This is a genomic window from Arthrobacter sp. CAN_C5, from assembly GCF_017875735.1.
Taxonomy (GTDB): Bacteria; Actinomycetota; Actinomycetes; order Actinomycetales; family Micrococcaceae; genus Arthrobacter_D.
Genome location: NZ_JAGGMZ010000001.1, coordinates 1,167,168 through 1,187,625, shown reverse-complemented (window position 1 = coordinate 1,187,625; position 20,458 = coordinate 1,167,168). Strand labels below are relative to the sequence as shown.

Below are 20,458 nucleotides of genomic sequence, written 5' to 3'. Positions count from 1 at the left end.
CTTACCCGGCTCATCGCAATTGAGGGTGTAGTCGGGGTGTGAGCGGGATGGGCGCGTCGGTCACGGGATAGGGGTCGAGGCCTTCCGATGATGGAAGTTCTCACGCTCGCCATCCGGAAGACCTCAACGTGTTCAACGCTACCTTCGCTGCACCCGATCTGAGCACGTTCTGCCGACTCGATGAACTCGGTCTGGAAGCCATCGGTCAGGAGGTGAAGCCCGATGGTGCGGTGCTGGTTTGCGAGGTAGTGGAACCGGACTCGTGGTGCCGGCGCTGCGGAGCCCAAGGCGCTGCACGGGACATGGTGACCCGGCGCCTGGCGCACGAACCGTTCGGCTGGCGGCCAACGACGCTGCTGATCCGGGTCCGCCGCTACCGGTGCACCGGATGCGCTCACGTGTGGCGGCAGGACACCGCTAAGGCCGCCGAGCCGCGGGCGAAACTCTCCCGACGGGGCCTGCGCTGGGCGCTGGCCGGGATCGTGTGTCAACACCTCACCGTCGCCCGGGTCGCCGAGGGCCTTGGGGTGTCGTGGAATACCGCGAACACCGCGGTCCTGGCCGAGGGAAAGCGGGTCTTGATCGATGACCCGGACCGGTTCGACGGGGTGAAGGTGATCGGCGTCGATGAGCACGTGTGGCGGCATACCCGCCGCGGGGACAAGTACGTGACCGTCATCATCGATCTCACGCCGATTCGCGAAAAGACTGGGCCCTCAAGGTTGTTGGACATGGTCGAGGGCCGCTCAAAGGCCGTGTTCAAGCAGTGGTTAGCCAAACGCCCACAGGCGTGGCGGGACGGGGTGGAAGTCGTCGCCATGGACGGATTCACCGGCTTCAAAACCGCGGCCGCCGAGGAGCTTCCCAGCGCGGTGGCGGTCATGGACCCGTTCCACGTCGTCCGTCTCGCCGGGGACGCGTTGGATGGGTGCCGACGCCGGATCCAGCAAGCTACCTGCGGTCACCGCGGACGCAAGGGCGACCCGCTCTACAGCTCACGGCGGACCCTGCATACGGGGGCGGACCTGCTCACCGACAAACAGGAACAACGCCTCACCGACCTGTTCACCACGGACACTCACGTCCAAGTCGAGGCAACCTGGGGCATCTACCAGCGGATGATTGCTGCCTACCGGCACGAGGACCGGGCCCGAGGACACGAGTTGATGCAAGCACTTATCGAATCGGTCAGCGACGGTGTCCCGGCCGCGCTCACCGAGATCCGCACTCTGGGCCGGACCCTCAAACGCCGGGCCGCCGACGTCCTGGCGTACTTCGACCGGCCCGGCACCAGCAACGGACCCACCGAAGCCATGAACGGCCGCCTCGAACACCTCCGAGGCTCAGCCCTGGGCTTCCGCAATATCGCCAACTACATCGCCCGCTCACTCCTGGAAACCGGCGGCTTCAGACCCCGACTACACCCTCAATTATGAAGAGCCCCTTACCCCGGGGCGTCCTTTGCCAGGGCGCGCTTGTCCCGAACAAGGACTATCTGGTTATCTTTCTTTAGATCGAACAGCCCAATGGCATCAATTAGTTCGCTCAACTTTTGATAGCCGTAATTGCGGGAGTCCAGCGACGCTTGGTTGCCTATTTGGCTTCCCACCGCAGATAAGTTCGCCCAGCCGTCATCATCGCTTGCAGCTTCGACAGCGTTACGCATCAGGAGCACGAGACGGGTATCACCACGCAATTTCCTCGGGTCAGCGCGTTGTTCCACCGAAGTGTTAGAGCTATTGGGTGCCTGGCCCAATCCCTCAACGTAGGTGAATAGAGAACAAGCGTTGACAAAGGGCTCCGGAGCCTTCCTCTCCCCGAACCCGTACACCTTGTGACCGTTCGCCAATATTCGCATCACCAGCGGGGTGAAGTCCGCGTCGCTGGACATGAGGGCGAAGGCATCGATCGAGCCTCCATTGAGCAAATCCATGGCATCGATCACCATGGCCATATCAGCGGCATTCTTGCCAGTGCTGTAATCAAACTGCTGCATCGGTCGTATCGCATAAGGGTGGAGGGCGGCTTCCCACTGCTGTAGATGAGGGCTTTTCCAATCGCCATATGCTCGACGTACATTGGCAACCCCATGACGGGCCACTTCGGCAAGGACCACATCAATCTTGGAAGCTGGTGCGTTGTCAGCATCGATGAGCAAGGCGATGCGCTTCTCTTCAGGATTCACCAGTTGAGCATGCAGGCAGATGCAGCCTCGGTCAACTCTCCCGGTGTTCAAAAAGTCTGCTGCCTTGCCTGCCTGCTGGGCATCAGCATGGCGCAGACGTATGCAATGGTGAAGAGCGGTGAGTTGCCGTCCATCCAGGGTGGGTGCCGTTTGCCAGAACCGAGAACAGCCACCCCCGCCGGACTGCACTACTAATCGATCCTCAAATCTGCTCGTATTGCCTTCACCAACTGTTTGAATGCCTCTTGATCGGTCTCTCTTGACTTTACGATCATGTGAGTTGTCTGTTCCTTTGTGTTTTCGCTCCCGTATGTCTCACTAAGAACAAAGGACAGTACGCCAACGGCAACGACTACGTCGTTGCATAGCTCAACAATTTCATCGGTTCCGACGACCTGCACAAGCCCCTGCTTCTCCGACAGCCCGAGCATCATCTCGTATGGAGGCCTTCTCGAGCCGGAAATGCCAGGTTCGCTCTCGCGTTGGGCTTGAAGGACCGCGCCAAGGAAATCCCCATAGGCATTCCTCTTTTCGCTCCTTACCCATTGTTTGTGCTCCGTTGTTCGGCCAAAGCGTGAACCAAACCAACTCCCCAGTACAGCGAAGATTCCGGTCACAATTGGTACTAGCACGAGGAGCCACTGGTCAGGATTCATCCCTCCAAGGTACGGCGATACATCACCCCGTTCCTACAACAGGATCTCCAACTACGGCGGCGACTTTCGCCCTCGCGGCAGCCACCCGCGGTTCAGCTAAAGATTCAATTCGCAGAGCTGTAGGCTTCGTCGCACGAAGAAAACGAGGAGAGTAGCTGTCCGCGAACCAGATCAATCATCCGCATGCGAGAAGCACCCGAATTCGGGGTTGATCCAGATACCCATGGCCACAATTGCAACAATCGTGATTCCGATCATGCTGTTGGTGCTCCTCAGTCAGGGAGTGTGTGGACTGGTCACCTTGCAGAATGTATCGACTACGAATCAACCCCACCGCTTCGGGACTACCCCCGGTTCTGTTGACCCGCTGACCTGGTGGGCTGGCGTTCACGGATGGATGCCGATTATGCCCGGGCTAGCTTGGGGCGGAGTTCCCGCCAAGACATTATCGATGTGGCCCTGTCTCACAGGCACTCACGCTCGGGCGACCGCTACAGCTAGCAGGCCCAGCGCTCCGGCGCGTCGTGAGCGCCGCCCTCGCCCGATTTCGCGCTCGTGAAGGTACACGTCTTCTGAGAAATGTGACATCGGCTGCAATGAAGACTATCTACCCCCGCTGTCGAGGTAGCGGGGTAGGTTTCGGGGCGTTTAGCCGCTGAGGGCTTCAGCGATCGGTTTACCCACTTCGCGTTTTCCGAGGTAGTACTCGCCATTGTGTGGTTCGGCGCCGTTGTCGACTGTCCAGCGGGACTCCAGGATGGCGGCGGAGGGTTTGTTTCGTTCGAAGAGCCCGCTGAGATCTGGTTCGGCGGCGACGAGGTCGTTTCGGTCGGAGATGTTGACCCAGCGGCGGGCACCTACTGGGTACCCGGGTGGTTGGGGTCGGAGCCGGTCATAGATGATGCTTCGCAGGCCCAGGGGGCTGCCTAGGGTCACCAGTAGCGGCAACGGGGTGGGGAGGTGCTGGGCCACTATCTCGTATGCCACCACTGACCCAAGGGAATGGCCGACGATTACTCTGGTCTCTGGCCCTACATGTGCCAGGACGCGAGTCTGGATGTCATCGTGCAGTGCCTGGTCGGTTAGGTATGCGGTTACCTGGCGTAGCGGTTTCTTCAGGCGTTCCGCCACGGCCATGGCCCCGACGCCGAACCACGATAATCGGGTGGCGGCGTTGATCATGGCTCGGGCGGCCTCTTCCTTTATTCCCTGGGTTTCGTGGGTCGGGTTGAGGAATCCGAGTTCACGGACCGCGGTCTTATGGTCCGGATGGTCCTCGCGTTCGGCGGCCCGTTTTAACCACTCTGCGGCGATCGATTCAGCGATTGCTAGTTCGACGGTGTCCAGATCGTCGAGGTCGTCCCCGGCCCCCTGGGCACCCGGGGTGAGGAACAGGTCCCCATAGGCGGCCATCCGGACCTCAATGCGATCGCCGCTATGGCGGTTGCGCCAGATCCTGTCGGCCAGGTCTGCGTAGCCTGCGACGCGGATCCCGCCAGCAAGAGCTGGCATCCATCTTTCCTCAAGGCTGTCTGCCGTCTCCTGCTCCTGCGCGATGCCATGAACCAGAACAATCTCAGCCATTGATACCTCTCCTTGTACCCGGTCGGACGCCAGCGGATAAGTACCGAGGATCCTACCCGTAGACATCGTGGTCGTGATAGACCATGGTCATGGGTTCCCGTCATGCACTTGTTGTGGGGTCGCAGTGCGCCTCGCTGCGAAACCAGCAACTGTCCTTCCTGCCAGCTCGTGCCGAGCAACTATTCCTGGCGCTTACGGACCCCCGACTGGGTGGCTGCGACCCAACCACCAGTGCGCTCGTGATCGACCCGACCATGGTGGAACTAAAGATCGCAGTTAAGGCTGCGGTGGAGTGCGCGGCGGAGACGAACGCGACTCTCATTTTGGCGTTCATCGGTCATGCGGAAGTCAATAAGAACAGAGCAACCGAACCCTTATTTCTACTGCCAAAAGATGGCGACCATCGTAACCTAGATGACGACAGCGCCTTCGAGATCGGCCGCCGGCTGGGCAACATGAGCTTGGGAAGTCTGGATGGTCTGATTCTCATCCTGGATGTCTGCCACGGGGGCCTCGGAGTGACAGACGTGATCAAGAATGGCCTCGACCTGAAGGAACAGGTCCGGCTTGAACTCCTCGCCGGAACCTATGATCGGGAAGCCCGAAACGGCTGTTTCTCCCAGTCATTAATCACGCTTATGAATTCGGGACAGCAGGACCTATCGGTGGACTACCTAGACATCCGGCATGCAGCGAACTTCGGAAACGACACCTGCCAGGATGTTCAAGATCCGCCCATCTACATCGGCTCCGGGGTGGGCCAGAACAGAAGTGATCCCGGGCTCTGGGTAACCCGGAACATCGCCTCCCCCAATTTCTGGCCCCTGTCAGGCACCCCCGAAGGGGCTCTGGCTGTGACGCTAACCCAATCTTTCCAGATCACACACGACCTGGAACGAATCATGCACTCATTGGCCGGACAACGCGTAGTGGTCGTCAAAGGGCTAAGCGGCTCGGGCAAGTCCGCCCTAGTCGCAGCCCTGGCCCGCCCGGAACTTGTCCCAGAATTGCCGAAGCACTACCTGTCCGCTCTGGCGTTCACTGCCTTGACTCCTACTCTGGCTGCAATGGCTGAAAGCATTGGCAAACAGCTGGAACACAGAGGAGGCTTCAAAGACGCCGTCACCGCCTACAACAACAGCTTCGATCCAGAAGACCTTAATCGCCAGCCCGCACTGGAGCGTCTTGTCTTCGGGCCGTTATCTAAGCTGGCAATACCTTTGGGAAGTCGGATCCGTCTGGCAATCGACGGCATTGACCAGCTCGAACCGTCCGTGCGCGATGAACTCATCTCAACCATCATCAAAACCAGCCTTGACGACCGGCTCGCACGCGTGAGTATTCTCCTGAACACCAAAGGTGAAGGAACGGAAAAACTAACAGAAAACCCTCTGATCCTCGTCCCGCCAGGTACGGATGAAGTTGCCGAATATCTTGTCGGTCAGGGGCTTCCGACGTCGCTCGCCGCCGACATCACGGCCCATTCGTCCACATGGCTTGAAGCACGGCTTATGATCAATGCCGTAACGACCATTGGCGCTGAGTCACTCAGCGACGCGACCGGCCTCGATGATCTCTATCAACAATTGTTTTCATCGATGATCGGCGACGACTCAACCAAGGTAAAGGTCATCTTGGCGGTGCTCGCAGCCGCAGGAAGTGGACCGGTCCTGCCCATCCGTGTCGCAGTTGAAGCATGCTCACAACTCGGCGGACCCGCTAACGAAGCACAGTTTCGCGACACGCTGAAAACGCTGGGCGGGCTCGTTACCCGCGCTGACCCGGGCACAGCGGACGAACACGTCGGCCTCTTCCACGACACCCTGGTCAGCCAAGTCCCCCAACAGGACCGCTGGCCTGTAACGGCCCTCCAGGCGCACCAAGTAATACTTGACACGCTCGAAACCCTGAGCTATCCAGCCTCCGATGCCTACCGCCTCCGACACGCGGCCGAACACCTCTGGGCGCTCGGCCGCGCCCAGGAAGCCCTTTCATTTGTCCTCGCGGGGCTAGGGCACCGGGCCGCGGACAACCGCGTCCTCCTGCAGACCTGGCTCACCCGGGCCAAAGACGCCCTGCCAGCATACAACCCAGACATCCTAGCCACCCGCAGCATCCTCGCCTCTTGGACCGGGAAATCCGGGGATACCGCCGGGGCCATCACCCAGTTCAGGGAACTGATCCCCGCCCAAATGCGTGCCCTCGGCCCAGACCACCCCCACACTCTAACCACCCGCAGCAACCTCGCCTTCTGGACCGGAGAATCCGGCGACACCACTGGGGCCATCACCCAGTCACGTGAACTGCTACAAGCCCAATTGCGGGTCCTCGGCCCGGACCACCTTCACACCCTAGCCACCCGGATCAACTTGGCCTCTTGGACCGGGGAATCCGGCGACATCGCCGGGGCCATCACTCAGTCCCGTGAATTGCTCCCGGCCCAGTTGCAGGTCCTCGGCCCGGACCACCCCCACACCCTTGCGACCCGCAGCGCCCTTGCCTCCTGGACCGGAGAATCAGGGGGGATCACCAATGCCATCGCCCAGTTCCGTGAATTGCTCCCAGCCCAGTTGCGGGTCCTCGGCCCGGACCACCCCGATACCCTGACCACCCGTGGCAACCTCGCTTTCTGGATCGGGGAATCCGGCGACACCGCCGGGGCCTTCAACGAGTTTCGCGAACTCCTCGATGCCCGGTTGCGGGTCCTCGGCCCGGACCACCCCCACACTCTGACCACTCGGAACCATCTCGCCTTCTGGATCGGGAAATCCGGTGACACCGCCAGGGCTATCACCCAGTCCGGTGAGTTACTCCATGACCAGTTGCGGGTCCTGGGCCCAGACCACCCCGACACCCTGACCACCCGCAGCAACATCGCCTTCTGGATCGGGCGATCCGGGGACATTGCTGGGGCAATTACCCAATCCCGTGAACTGCTCCATGACCAGTTGCGGGTCCTGGGCCCAGACCACCCCGACACCCTGACCACCCGTAACAACCTTGCCTCTTTGACAGGGGAATCCGGGGACATTGCTGGGGCAATTACCCAATCCCGTGAACTCCTCCAAGTCCAGTTGCGGGTCCTGGGCCCAGACCACCCCGACACCCAGACCACCCGTAGCCACCTCGCCTATTGGGCCGGGTAATCCGGGGACACCGCCGGGGCCATTACCCAATCCCGTGAACTCCTCGAAGCCCAGCTGCGGGTGCTCGGCCCGGACCACCCCCACACCCTGACCACCCGCAACAACCTCGCCTCCTGGACCGGGAGATCCGGCGACATTGCCGGGGCCACACCGGATCAATCTTTGACACGTGTTGACGAAAGTTGAGTGATGAGCTGCTTGCGAACTGGCGGCCTGTGGTGACGCCTAGTGGCTGGCGTGCGGCAGGAGAGTTAGACATACCGTCATCTGTGAGGCGGTCGGAACCAGCTACCGACGAAGCTTCTCCAGGATCAGCGGGATTTACTTCATCTTGGAGGTAACCCCGCCGACCTTGCAAGCCGTATAGACCCTTGCGAAGGCCTAGTTGTATTCCTCGCGGATTCGCCGGCCGGCGACATCGACATCTCGAAAGGTTCGGGTGGAAGCTGCGACCCCATCACGAATAGCATCGCGACCGACGACCTACGGATCTACTGCGCGCCATCAAGATTATCGAACCTGAGGGACTGCCCCCGGTTCTGTTGACGCCTACAGCTAGTATGCCCAGCGCTCCGGTGCGTGGGGAGCGTCCCCCTTGCCCGAGCTCGCGCTCGTGAGGGTACACGTCTTTTGAGAAGTACCGCATCGTGGGCACTATTGGCATGGACGCTACACATCCCGGGTAAGCCCGAATTGAGCGCCACCAGCATGTCCAGACTTTCTGCTTCCCGTACCTCGCCGACGATCAGCCGATCGGGACGCATCCGCAGCGCCTCTTTGACCAGCCTCCGCAACGGAATTTCGCCCTGTCCTTCCAGATTTGGAGGGCGGCACTGCATCCCCACAACGTCCCGGAGTGGCAGCTTCAGCTCGAAGATTTCCTCCACGGTCACCACTCGCTCCCGCGACCCGATGCTCGATCCCAGACAGTTCAGCAACGTGGTCTTTCCTGCCTGGGTGGCGCCGGAAACCAGAATGTTCAACCCGCTTGCGACCGCCGCATCCAGGAAGCGGGCGGCCTGCGGTGTGAGGGTGCCCAACTCGACCAGGTGGTCCAGCCGGGTGGCTTTCGCGATGAACTTCCGGATGTTCACCGACCAGTGACGGCGGGTGACATCCGGGATGACCACGTGCAACCGGGAACCGTCGGGCAGGGCCGCATCCACAAAGGGCGACGAGAGATCCAGCCGCCTGCCCGAGGATTTCAGCATTCGCTCGACGAGGTCATGAATCTGTTGCTCTGCCAGCACGAGGGAGGTCAATTCAGACTCGCCAAATCTCGCCACGTAGATCTCGGACGGGGAATTGATCCACACCTCCTCCACCGTCGGATCGTCCAGCAGCGGCTGGAGGGCACCAAACCCAGCGACTGCGTCAAAGACGTGCTTCCGCGCCAGGTCCAGCTGCCCAAGCTGCGGCAGCGTGCCCAGCACTGAACGCTCGTCGTAGTCACTGACCGCAGCCTCCACCAGCCTCAGCACCTCACCGCTTTGGCGGCTCGGATCCAGGCCGCGGCGGCGAATCAGCTCGCGCACCTCGTCCTCAATAATTCCTACGGCGTCCATAGGACTCCCTGACGTCAGTGTGTACCGACTCCTTCGGCCGGTACGCCTGAGACCGTGGCTGTAACCGGTGAATTCGTCCAAGGGTAGGGGAATCCACGATCCGCGCCTAGCCCCAAAAAACCTTTTGTGGATAACTCTTTACTCCCTGGTAACACCAGCATCTGTAGTAACATCCGTCACAGTCGGCTATTCTCGAAGGGACGACGCCCTCTCTCGCCTTGGGCTCGCACTACCCGGAGAAATTCTGTGACTCACTCTCGTGCCTCCACTGTCCTTGCCGCCGTCCTCCTCACCACCGCGATGGCCGTCGGACCAATACCCGCCGTCGCCGCCCCGCAGCCCGTCCCCTCGGCACCTGCCGTCGTGGACCCGGCCGAATCCGTTCCGGTCGAATCCGGGCTCGCCGACCCGCCAGCTACCAGCACGGTGCCCGCCGAGCCATTGGTCCCAGCCCCCACCACGGACCCGGGTGAACCCGACGTCGTCGACCCGGCAACAGTCCCTGAGCCAGCTGAAACCGCTGAGACGGCCGAAGCAGTCGACCCCGCGGCAGCCGCGCCTGAGGAACTCACCGCCGCCGAGCTCGCCGCTGATCCCGAAGCACTCGCCAAGTTGATCGGCCCCCACGGAGCCAGCCTGGGCCAGGGCGCCGAGCGGATCGCCGAGTCCGGGAATCCTCAGGTCCCCACCACCCAGGAGCTTCAGGACCAGACGAAACTCAGCGATGCACCCGCTGCAGCAGCGGACCCGTCCGTCAATCTGTGGCGCCCCCAGGGCATCCTTGGCGTGGACGTCAGCAGCTACCAGGGCAACGTCAACTGGGCAGCAGCCTGGAACCAGGGCTCACGGTTCGCCTACACCAAGGCCACCGAAGCCCTGAGCTACAAAAACCCCAACTACAACCAGCAGTACACAGGGTCAGCAAACGTCGGAATGGTCCGCGGGGCCTACCACTTCGCCATCCCCAGCATCTCCACCGGGGCGGCGCAAGCCAACTACTTCATCAACAACGGTGGCGGGTGGACCGCCGACGGCAAGACACTCCCACCCCTGCTCGATGTCGAATACAACCCTTACAAATCGCTGGGCAATGCCTGCTACAACATGAGCACCACCGCAATGGTCAACTGGATCCGGGACTTCTCCAACACCATGCTTAGCCGTACCGGTCGGGTCCCCATGATCTACACGACTACCGACTGGTGGAGCAGCTGCACCGGTAGCTCCACCGCCTTCGCGGACCACCCACTGCATATTGCCTCCTACAACAACGTGGGGGCAGGAACTCTGCCAGCTGGCTGGAACAAGTACAGCCTCTGGCAATACACCCATGAGGGTCCTGTGGTGGGCGACTGGAACGTCTGGAATGGCACGTCTGCAGCACTTGCCAATTTCACCCGCAACTCAGCCCCGGTCGCGGCGCCACGCCCCACCGGCCCGTCCATCCGCTCGTCAGCGGATGTGATCGCCGTCGACAGCGCCGGCAGACTTTTTAACTATCCCGGCACCGGGAATGGATCTGTCGCCCCGAAGGTGCAAATAGGACACGGCTGGTCCAATACCCGAACCATCCACTCGGTGGACTGGAACGGCGACGGCGTCATCGACATCCTCGCCCAATGGACCAATGGCCGCCTGACCGTCTACCTCGGCCGGACTACCGGTGGCTTCTATCCCGCGCAGGTCCTGGCCACCTCGGGCTGGGGCGGCATGAAAATGACCGTTGGCCCGTGGCTCCGCGGTGCCCGACCCACCATTATCGGCACCCGTTCTGACGGCACCCTGCATTACTGGCCACAAAACAACAATGGCACCCTGATGTCGCCCCGCAAGATCGGCCACGGCTTCGGTTCCATGTCGGTGGTCATGACCGACTTCGACGGCGACGGGCGCCAGGACCTGCTCGCCCGCAACACGGCTTCCAAGCTGGCCCTCTACCGGGGGGCGGGCACCGGCGGTTTCCAGTACGAGGCCCGGCGTCTCGTCGGCACCGGCTGGCACACCACCCACACCATGGACAGTGTCTCGGGCTTTGCTGGCGCGGGAAGCCGGGGCATCATCGCCAAACGCCACGACGGTACTCTGCACTACTACCCCATCAGGACCGGGGGCGTCTGGGGCACCTGGGCCCAGTTCGGCCACGGCTGGTCCACCCTGACCGTCGCCGGAACCCGATTGCACTAGGTCCCGCACCCCACGTCAACAGGCTCCGTCCCCTCCAACTGAAGGGGACGGAGCCTGTTGGCTGTCGGGCCGACGAACGGGCCGGAGAGGAGGGGTCTAGGAGATGCCCGCGAGCTTCTTCACGGCAGCGATCCAGGGCGCCGCAACATTCTCAGCGCTGAGGGTACGGGCTGCCTGGTGGGAGGCCTGCTTCATTTCGGCAATCTGCTCCGGGGTAAGTCCGATCAGAACCCGGGCGGCCGACTCGGCGTCGAAGTCCTTCGACACCACTCCGAAGCCGTGCTCCTCGACCACACGCTTCATCTCTGGTGAGGGGCCGATAAGTACGGCGAGACGCGCCTGGACAAATTCGAACAGCTTGTTCGGCAGGGCGTGCAGCATGTTGAAATTCGCGGGCGGGCAAAGGTAGAAGCCAATGTCGTAGCCGTGCAGCAGTCCGACAATTTCCTCGAACTTCACCGGCGGCAGCATCCTGATCACGCCGCCCGGCACCGCAGCAGCTTTCACCGCCAGTTCGTCGATGTAGTCCTGCTCACCGGGAACCAGCACGACGTCAAAGGTGACGCTGCCAGGCTTGAGCTCGTTGGCGCGGGCGACGGCGTCCATCATGATCTCGATCTTGCGACCCCGTCCAGCGGCACCAGCGTGGATCAGGCGCAGCGGCGAGTGCACCGGTGAGGGACTGTACCGGTCGTCGTAGTAGGAGGCGTTCGGCACGACGGCAGGCTCAGGAATCCGGTAGACGGCCGCGTACTCCTCAGCGATCCCCTTGGCCACGGTCGACACAGAGTCGGCCTTTGTGACGTACTTGCGGCACGCCCAGTCCATCAGCGGGCCTACGAGGAGCTTCCACTGCAGCTTGTCCTCCCCCTGCCGGGGAGCGTATTCGTGCAGGTCGGCGTGGATGCCCTTGCGAGGGCGCAGCGCCACAGCGGCAGGGACGGCCAGTGCGTCATTGGCGACGATCACGTCGACGCTCCCAGCCGGGATGTTCTTCAGGACGTGCTTCACCCGGTCGGAGTCGAAGTACAGGCGTTCATGGAACCGCGCACCAAGGAGCACTGCAACCTTCTTGAAGTCCGGACGCCACGGCTTGTATTCGACCGGGATCTCAACGTGGTCCACCACTCCTTCGGGTGCCGCACCGTAGCCACAGGACATCACATCGGCGAACTCACTGAAGAACTGGATCTGCCGCAAGACCCGGGGATCCCGGTGGATTGGCGAGAACGAGAGCACAAGAATGCGAGGACGGGCTCCGGGAAGGTTTCCCTCGGTCATGGTTTTACTCCAGGTGTGGTTGGTTGAAGGAGAAGTGGAGGGTATGGGCTACGTAAGGCCGGCCAGGGCGGCCTGCTCGGCGAAGTCAGGCATCTGGGCGATGACCTCGGCGAAGGTTCCCTGGGCGGCCAGCTTGCCATCGGCGAAGAAGAAGACCACATCGCTGTCCCGGATGGTGGACAGGCGGTGGGCGACGGTGATGGTGGTGACGCTGCCGGTAAGTTTGCGGACGGCCTGGGTAACCGCCGCCTCGGTGGCGGTATCGAGAGCGCTGGTAGCCTCATCCATCACCAGCACCGCCGGGTCCGCGTAGAGCCCGCGGGCAATGCCGAGCCGCTGCCGCTGCCCACCGGACAGCGCCATTCCACGCTCTCCAACCGCACCCAGGATGCCGTCGGGACGCTTCTCAACGGTCTCGAGCATCTGGGCACGGGCCAGCGCACGGCGAACCCGGTCCTCGTCCACCTGCTCGGGATCCCAGGTCAGGGCGACGTTCTGGGCGATCGACGCGTCGAACAGCGAAACTTCCTGGGGCACGTAGCCCACGCGGGAACGCCAGGAGTGAAGCACGGCGCGCATCGGCACTCCCCCGACCAGGACCTGCCCCGAACTCGGCAACAAGAGTCCCAACAGCAGGTCGATCAGGGTTGATTTGCCGGCACCCGACGAACCGACCACCGCGACGCGCGATCCGGACGGGATGGTCATGGTGACGCCGCTCAGCGCCGGGGATTCCGCCCCGGGGTAGGTGAAAGACACGTCGTTCAGCACCACGTCGGGTACACCCTGGGGCAGCTCCGACTGGTCGGGCTCCTCCTGGTCCTTGGCGCTGGCTTCCGATTCCTTGATGTCGGCGAGCACCTGCTCGGCGAACGGCGAGTTGGAGTGCACCATCGAAAGGATCGCCTGGAACCGAGTCAGGGACGGAATGATCCTGAACCCCGCAACGCCGAAGAGGGCGACGGCGGCCAAGGCGTTGGTGACCGGGTCAACGCCGGATGGGCTGGTGAGCAGCCCGACCCCACCCACCAGCATGAAGCCGCCTATCAGGCCAGCCTCCAGCACGAACCGCGGCACCTGGCCGAGGAAAATGGCCAGGGCCCGTGCCTTCGAGGAATGGATGCGGTTGTTGTGGACGGCCTTTTCAACGTCCTGCGAGGCACCACGCAGGGTGACCTCCTTCAACGCGCCAACTGCTTCGGTCAGCAGCCGGACGGTCCTGAACGAGAACTGGCGGTTGCGTCGTCCATTGGCGACGGCCCGCTTGGAGATGCCGCGTGAAAGCAGCAGAGCGATGAGTCCGAGGTAAATGATGGCGGTGACAGCAGTGATCCAGTTGCTGATAAACAGCACGCTGATAACGGCGATGACGGAGACAATTTCACCGGCCAAACCCATTGACGGCATCAGCACACCCGATACCGTCAGCGACACGCCCGAATCAACCGAGCGGACCAGTTCAGCCGAATTTCGTTTCAGGCGGTCAACCCAGGGGGCGCGCATGTAGGCAGCCAGCAGCCGATCGCCGATGGCCACCTCGTGGGAGGCAAACTTTGAGGTCGCGTAGCGCAATAGCGCAATGTTCAGACCGCTCTTGATGATGACCAGCGTGCAGAAGACTGCCAGCACGGTGATGTAATGGTTGACCTCGTCGATCAGTCCGAACGGTCCGAGGCTGACGGGGTTGCCCGTGATGATGCTGGACATGACAATGGCCAGCAAACCCAGGGCCACCACATCGATGAGAGAGAGCAGGGAAGAAAGGATGGCGTAGCGCAGGAGGAACCTGCGTGCGCTGGGAGGGAGGACCGCCAGAAGCTGACGGTTAATACTGATAAGTGATTTCATGGCTCCCGCAAGATTAGCTTAGTTGGGTCCGCGGAGGATCGTCGGATGTGGCTCCTGGCAGGCTTGGATTGCCGGTCTCCGCCTCCCAGACACGCGGGGTTTCGTCGAGCGCAACCCGGCGGGCGAGCCGGGTCAGGGACTCTTCCATGTGGCGGTGCCGCTGGGCGGAAGATGCCATGAAGACCATGAAGCAGACGATAAATCCGTACAGGACCAGGTCGGTGCCTCGGCCAATGCCGAACACGTTCGCCAGCCCGGTCAGCAGCTCCGGCAAAAAAATCGACAGCGCGGCGATCAGGGCGAAGGCCAGCAGCAGTATCCGCCGGATCGCGAGGTGGCTTGCGTTGGCGCCGCCGCGCATCAGCACCAGTGAGCCGAGGATCACAGCAAGGACGAGGACGATCTGGACGATAAAGAGCATGGGGTTCACCTGAAGAAGAGATCGGCGAGAATGTTGACGCCGTTGAGCAAGGACTGGCCTTTGGCCTTCGAATAGTCGGTGTAAATGATCTCGACCGGGTGCTCCGCGAGCCGCGGCTTCAGTTCTGCCAGCTGGTGGATCAGTTCGGACGCGTGGGCCATCCGATTCTGCTTCAGGTGGATACGCCGCGCGATCTCGGCATTGATGACGCGGAGCCCGTTGTGCGCGTCGGTCAGTTCCAGACCGGTCGACAGCCTGGATTGGAAAGCGACGGTCCTCAGCACTAACCGCTTCAGCGGCGAAATTTTCGTGCGCCCATCCAGGAACCGGGATCCAAGCACCACTTCCAGCTCGCCGGACTGCACCCGGGCAAGCATTTCCTGGGCATCCTGGACACGGTGCTGGTTGTCGGCGTCGAAGGTGATGACTGCATCCAGTGCGGGGTCCTGCAGCGCGTACTCCAGTCCGGTCTGCAGGGCGGCGCCCTGTCCCAGATTGAAAGGGTGGCGGACGACGACGGCGCCCGCCGCAGCAGCCGCCTCGGGTGACCCGTCGGTGCTGCCATCATCCACGCAGACAACGTGGGGAAAATGTGGGAGGAGTCCTTCGATGACGCCACCTACAACGGTGGCTTCGTTATACATTGGTATTACGACCCAGGAGCGACTCACAGGGGTAAGTATTCCATACGTTCCCCGGGCAGCCCCCCAGCATCAATGCCGGGGGCGCGCCGCCCTGCCGGGCTGCCGACCCGTGCCGAACCGATAGGCTAGCGGTCATGACCCTCCGCATCCTCTGTATCTCCTTCTCGGACATCAACGCTGATTCCCGGGTATTGCGGCAGGTAAAAACCCTCGCGGCATGCGGAACCGTGACGACTGTCAGCTACGGATCGGCCCCTCCCGGGGCGACCACACACCTCGAGGTGGAGTCGGCTCTCCCTTCCCTGCCCCAGACCCCCACCGGTGTGCTCGGCCTGGCCCTGCGCCGCTTCACCACTGCGGGATCCAAGGCACCCGCGGTCCAGCGGGCCCGCGAACTGATCGGGGCAGCTGAGTATGACCTGGTGGTTGCCAACGAGGCACGCGCGCTCCCCCTCGCCCACGAGGTGGCTGGCTCCGCTCCGGTACTCGGCGACATGCACGAGTGGGCGCCCGAGGAAAGATCGCACGTCCTGGCCTGGAAACTCCTGGTGAAGCCCTACATGACCTGGGTCTGCAAGACCTACCTCCCCCGGTCCGCTGGGATCATCACCGTCAACGAGTCGATTGCCCGCCTCTACTCCGAACGTTTCGGCTGCCGCACGGAAGTAGTCCGCAATGCGGGCCCGCTGCGCCCGCTGGAGCCGTCCCCCATGATTGATGGCCGAATCCGGCTGGTCCACAGCGGTGCCGCCGTGCCGGGCCGCAACCTGGAAGCAATGATCGAGGCGGTCAAAGCCCTGGACGAGAGGTTCAGCCTTGACCTGTACCTCGTGAAGGCTCGCGATGGCGGGAAGTATTGGGAAACGCTCCGCGCGGCGGCCGGCGCGCAGGACCGGATCACCTTCCACGACGCCGTCGCCCCGGATGACCTACCAGCCACGCTCAACGGGTACGACGTCGGCGTCTTCAGTCTTCCCCCGAGGACCACCAATCACGCGCTCATGCTCCCGAACAAGTTCTTCGACTTTGTCCAGGCGCGGCTAGCCATCGTGTTCAGCCCCTCACCCGAGACGTCTAGACTGATTCAGGACCATCAGCTCGGCGCAGTGACGCAGGGTTTCACGGCCGAGGACCTCACCCGGACCCTGTCCGAGCTCACAGAGCAGGAGGTTTCCCAGTTCAAACGGAACGCCCACACCGCGGCGCCGGAGTTGAGCTCGGCCACCGACGAATCAGTGATACGGGCCATGGTGCAGCGGCTCACGTCCCCCCGGACCTAGCCGCCATGACCCAAGAAAAGGTGAAGTGCCGATGAGTTGGTGGCAGGTAGCGCCAGTCATCCTGATGGCTCTGGTCATTCTGATGGTGCCCGGATTCCTGGTGGCCAGGGCCTGCGGTACCCGTGGGTTCATGTCGGTTGCCCTCTCCGCACCGATCTCCGTGACGCTGGCCTCAGTCGGCGCGATGATCGCACCCTTCCTCTCCATTGCGTGGTCGCCCGCCGTGCTGGTCGGCATCACGGTGCTGACCGCAGGCGGGGGGCTCCTGGCCCGGTTCCTCTGGCTGAGGTCCCGTGGCGAGCCGCTGGTGCTCCTTCATCGGCCGACCCGGGCGGGCCTGCTGAACGGCGTCCTATGCGCTGTGGCCGTCGCCGTCCCCACGGTGATCATCGGTGTGCGGTTTGCCCAAATCTTCGCCAGTCCCGAGAATATCTCGCAGACCTACGACAACATCTTCCACCTGAACTCTCTGCAGTACATCCTGGACACCGGATCCGGATCGTCCCTGACCCTGGGCAACCTGACCAATGATGGCTCCGGGCTGAGCTTCTATCCGGCCGCGTGGCACGATCTCATCACCCTGGTCGCGCTCACCACTGGCGCTCCCATCGCAGTCGCCGTCAACGCGGCAAACATAGCGATCGGAGCGTTCGTTTGGCCACTGTCCGCCCTGTTCATGGTGACCCGCATTACCGGCGAAAAGCCCCTCCCCATCCTGCTGACCGGCGCCCTGGCGGGTGCGTACCCGACCTTCCCGTACCTGATGGTGGACTTCGGTGTCCTGTACCCCTATCTGCTCTCCATTGCGCTGCTTCCCGTCGGTATCGGGCTGGCCGGGACCATGCTGGGAGTGGTCCAGGATCCGTTGAACGGCAGGGTCCTAGCCGGGCTCGGCCTGCTGGCTGTGTTACCCGCCATTGCCCTTTCCCACCCGAGCACCATGATCGCCCTGTTCCTGTTCGTGGTGCCATTGGCCGCTCTCGTGCTGTGGCGCACCACCAGGTTCATGGTCCGCCAAGGTGCGCCCTGGTACCGTCATCTCGTGCCGCTGGTCCTGTTTGTCGGCTACCTTGGGTTCACCTACTATTTCTGGATTTCCTTCAGGCCCTCGCTACAGAACTCGCTCTGGGAGCCGTTCCTCAGTCCCACCCACGCGGTCGGCGAGGCCTTGGCTGTCGCCCCGATGCGTAGTCAGATCAGCTGGATTCTTTTGGTGCTGACCCTGGTGGGTCTGGCCGTCACCATCAACGCCCGGCGATACTGGTGGGTGCTCGGGATCTTCGCGGCCAGTGCGCTGCTGTATGTGAACGTGGCCAGCACCGAAATAGGCGAACTGCGCCACTTCTTCACCGGTCTCTGGTACAACGACAGCAATCGCCTCGCGGCGCTGCTCCCGGTCGCGGCCATACCGCTGGGCGTGCTCGGCGGGACCGCTATCCTCACCGCTTTCGTGCGCCGAACCGCCAATCGCCGGTACCAGCAAGCCATCACCTGGGTAATCATCATCGCTGGCTGCACGATCGTCGGAGTTCTGGGACAGGGGAAGTCGGTCGACAACGCCGAGGCCAAGGCCCGTGCGGAGTACGTCCTGGACGGGTCTTCGCAGCTGCTGACCATTGACGAACTGGCCCTGCTCGATCGGTTGGATGAGTCGGTACCCGAGGACGCCGTCGTCGTCGGGAACCCGTGGACGGGTGCGTCGCTCGCATACGCCCTCGGCGGGAGGGAAGTCCTGCTCACTCATGCCTCCAGCAGCGTCGCCGACGACGACCTCCTCCTGATGGACCGCATCGATGAGGCCGCGACCACGCCCGAGGTGTGCCGCGCGGTGCAGGAACTGGATGCTTTCTACGTCCTGGACTTCGGGGACCAGGAATTGCACGGAGGGACCCAGCCCTATCGGGGGTTCGACAACCTGGCGAGTGCTCCGGGGATCGAGCTGATCGATCGGGAAGGCCAGGCGCGGCTCTACGAAGTTACTGCCTGCCGCTAGGGTTGCGGCACCGGTGGGAGCCCCGCGCCTAGCTAGGGGACGATAGGTGTGCTAGCTGCGCATCCTGGACACCACGTCGTTGACGGGAGCGTCCATGACGATCCGTCCATGCTCAAGGAGCACACCGCGTTCACAGACCTTCGCTACCAGGTCCAGGTCGTGGCTGACAACAACGAGGGTCTTCCCCGCCGCGGCGAGTTCCATGATCTTGGCGATGCACTTCTTCTGGAACGGCTCATCGCCGACGGCGAGAATCTCATCAACCAGGAACACCTCCGGGTTGGTGTGCACAGCCACTGAGAAAGCTAGGCGCAGGTACATGCCCGAGGAGTAGAACTTTACTTCGGTGTCAATGAACTGCCCGATCTCCGAGAAGTCAACGATCGAGTCGAAGAGGTCATCGATCTGCTGTTCGGTCATGCCGAGAATGGCGCCGTTGAGGTACACGTTGTCCCGGCCACTGAGATCCGGGTGGAACCCGGCCCCCACCTCGATCAGTCCGGCCACCCTCCCACGGGTGCGCACGGTGCCGCTGTCCGGCAGCATGACCCCGGAGATGTGCTTGAGCAGGGTGGACTTGCCGGAGCCGTTGAGCCCCAGCAGGGCGACCGACTCCCCCTGACGGACGTCGAGCGACACATTGTCGAGCGCGTGGAATTTCTGCGAGAGGTCTCCCTTCCGGCCCTTGACCAGCCAGACGAACGCCTCCTTAATGGACCGGGTGTGGCGCAGGACAAACTGCTTGGAAATACCACGTACTTCAATGGCGGTGGTCACGGGTCACAGCTCCTGGGCAAAGCGGCCCTCGAGCCGCCGGAAGGTCCACTGGCCCAGAATGGTCACCAGCAGTGCGGTCGCCAGCCCAATCGGAAGCCACATGTCGAGCAGATTGGGCGGGACCGCGATCGCGGGATCGGTGATCTCGGAGGTGGTGGGGAGCCAGAAGGCGAAGTGGAACAGCTCCACCGCGATGGTCAGCGGGTTGGCCTGATAGATCACAAGCAGCACCGAGGCAGTCCCCGCGGAGAACGCCGTCGCGAGTCCGTCCCGCACCATGGTCCAGGTGTAGAGAACCGGCGAAGCCCAGGTGGCAATCATCAACAGCATGTCCACGAAATTTTCGCTGTCCCTGAAATACACGTTGGCTGCGCCGAAGAACAGTCCCAGACCCGTTGCGAGCAACGCAACGATCGTGAACCCGGCCACGGCCGCGAAGATTTGAAACACCCCCGGTGTCCAGCCGGCGAACAGACACGCCACCAGCAGGACCAGCAACTGTGGGAAGAAGTGCACCGCGGAAACCCAGACGGACGCGACGGGGAACAGCTCCCGCGGCAGGTAGATCTTCTTGATCAGCCCCCCGTTGCCCACCACTGAACGGGAGGCATTGCCCAGCGCCTCATTGAAGAAGTTAATCAGCACAATGCCGGAGAAGAGGTAAATGGCATAGTTCTCGGTGTTCCGGTTCATCCCCAGGAAGACCCCGAGGGCAAACCAGAACACGAAAAACTGCACTCCGGGCTTCACATAGGACCAGAGAATCCCCAGGACCGAGCCGCGATACCTGACCTGAAGTTCCTTGGCGACCAGCAGCTTCAGAAGGAAACGGGAGCGTAGGACGTCGCGGAGACCACCACCCAGTCCGGGTGTGATGAGTTCGCTGCTGCTCAA

15 protein-coding genes and 1 pseudogene are annotated in these 20,458 nt (G+C 62.5%); 6 read left to right on the top strand and 10 right to left on the bottom strand.

Annotated features, from left to right (window positions below; genetic code table 11):
* Nucleotides 1-128 precede the first annotated feature (128 nt).
* Entirely contained in the window at nt 129-1,436 is a 1,308-nt protein-coding gene (locus H4V95_RS05625) for an ISL3 family transposase (RefSeq protein WP_209729238.1), read from the top strand.
* 8 nt (nt 1,437-1,444) lie between these two features.
* Here H4V95_RS05625 and H4V95_RS05620 read toward each other — a convergent pair whose 3' ends face one another.
* The 3 genes from H4V95_RS05620 to H4V95_RS05610 all read right to left on the bottom strand — a co-directional run bounded on the left by H4V95_RS05620 (nt 1,445) and on the right by H4V95_RS05610 (nt 4,425).
* Nucleotides 1,445-2,185: an NYN domain-containing protein gene (locus tag H4V95_RS05620; RefSeq protein ID WP_209729236.1), complete on the bottom strand. Its 741-nt coding sequence runs from the start codon at nt 2,183-2,185 to the stop codon at nt 1,445-1,447.
* 191 nt (nt 2,186-2,376) lie between these two features.
* Nucleotides 2,377-2,841, bottom strand: coding sequence for a hypothetical protein (locus tag H4V95_RS05615; protein WP_209729234.1), 465 nt, complete (start codon nt 2,839-2,841; stop codon nt 2,377-2,379).
* A 648-nt stretch (nt 2,842-3,489) separates the two neighbouring features.
* Nucleotides 3,490-4,425 (bottom strand): hypothetical protein, encoded by a 936-nt coding sequence (locus tag H4V95_RS05610; RefSeq protein ID WP_209729232.1) that lies wholly within the window; start codon nt 4,423-4,425, stop codon nt 3,490-3,492.
* Between the two features lie 89 nt (nt 4,426-4,514).
* On the opposite strand from H4V95_RS05610, the gene H4V95_RS05605 reads away from it, so the two are divergent.
* Together H4V95_RS05605 and H4V95_RS18880 are read left to right on the top strand one after the other, a co-directional pair.
* Entirely contained in the window at nt 4,515-7,571 is a 3,057-nt protein-coding gene (locus H4V95_RS05605) for a tetratricopeptide repeat protein (RefSeq protein ID WP_209729230.1), read from the top strand.
* Nucleotides 7,572-7,586: 15 nt separating this feature from the next.
* A pseudogene (locus H4V95_RS18880) lies at nt 7,587-7,757 on the top strand (hypothetical protein); the annotation flags it as partial.
* 305 nt (nt 7,758-8,062) lie between these two features.
* Here H4V95_RS18880 and H4V95_RS05600 read toward each other — a convergent pair.
* On the bottom strand, nt 8,063-9,136 hold the full coding sequence (locus H4V95_RS05600) for a CpaF family protein (RefSeq protein ID WP_245345582.1): 1,074 nt from the start codon (nt 9,134-9,136) through the stop codon (nt 8,063-8,065).
* 246 nt (nt 9,137-9,382) lie between these two features.
* Here H4V95_RS05600 and H4V95_RS05595 point away from each other — a divergent pair, with 246 nt between their 5' ends.
* Nucleotides 9,383-11,320: a GH25 family lysozyme gene (locus tag H4V95_RS05595; protein WP_209729228.1), complete on the top strand. Its 1,938-nt coding sequence runs from the start codon at nt 9,383-9,385 to the stop codon at nt 11,318-11,320.
* A gap of 96 nt (nt 11,321-11,416) precedes the next feature.
* On the opposite strand, the gene H4V95_RS05590 is transcribed toward H4V95_RS05595, so the two are convergent.
* The 4 genes from H4V95_RS05590 to H4V95_RS05575 are packed head-to-tail and all read right to left on the bottom strand — an operon-like array spanning nt 11,417 to nt 15,514.
* Nucleotides 11,417-12,601: a glycosyltransferase family 1 protein gene (locus H4V95_RS05590; RefSeq protein WP_209729227.1), complete on the bottom strand. Its 1,185-nt coding sequence runs from the start codon at nt 12,599-12,601 to the stop codon at nt 11,417-11,419.
* A gap of 48 nt (nt 12,602-12,649) precedes the next feature.
* Nucleotides 12,650-14,449, bottom strand: coding sequence for an ABC transporter ATP-binding protein (locus tag H4V95_RS05585; protein ID WP_209729225.1), 1,800 nt, complete (start codon nt 14,447-14,449; stop codon nt 12,650-12,652).
* Between the two features lie 13 nt (nt 14,450-14,462).
* On the bottom strand, nt 14,463-14,870 hold the full coding sequence (locus tag H4V95_RS05580) for a DUF2304 domain-containing protein (RefSeq protein WP_196865706.1): 408 nt from the start codon (nt 14,868-14,870) through the stop codon (nt 14,463-14,465).
* 5 nt (nt 14,871-14,875) lie between these two features.
* Nucleotides 14,876-15,514, bottom strand: a complete 639-nt coding sequence (locus H4V95_RS05575; protein ID WP_196865705.1) for a glycosyltransferase family 2 protein — start codon at nt 15,512-15,514, stop codon at nt 14,876-14,878.
* 134 nt (nt 15,515-15,648) lie between these two features.
* Between H4V95_RS05575 and H4V95_RS05570 the strand changes: the two genes are divergently transcribed.
* Both H4V95_RS05570 and H4V95_RS05565 read left to right on the top strand, forming a co-directional pair.
* A complete protein-coding gene (locus tag H4V95_RS05570; protein WP_209729223.1) occupies nt 15,649-16,794 on the top strand; it encodes a glycosyltransferase in 1,146 nt (381 codons plus the stop codon).
* A 31-nt stretch (nt 16,795-16,825) separates the two neighbouring features.
* Nucleotides 16,826-18,787, top strand: a complete 1,962-nt coding sequence (locus H4V95_RS05565; RefSeq protein ID WP_209729221.1) for a DUF6541 family protein — start codon at nt 16,826-16,828, stop codon at nt 18,785-18,787.
* A 51-nt stretch (nt 18,788-18,838) separates the two neighbouring features.
* On the opposite strand, the gene H4V95_RS05560 is transcribed toward H4V95_RS05565, so the two are convergent.
* Nucleotides 18,839-19,564 (bottom strand): ABC transporter ATP-binding protein, encoded by a 726-nt coding sequence (locus tag H4V95_RS05560; protein WP_209729219.1) that lies wholly within the window; start codon nt 19,562-19,564, stop codon nt 18,839-18,841.
* A gap of 3 nt (nt 19,565-19,567) precedes the next feature.
* Entirely contained in the window at nt 19,568-20,458 is an 891-nt protein-coding gene (locus tag H4V95_RS05555) for an ABC transporter permease (RefSeq protein ID WP_209729217.1), read from the bottom strand.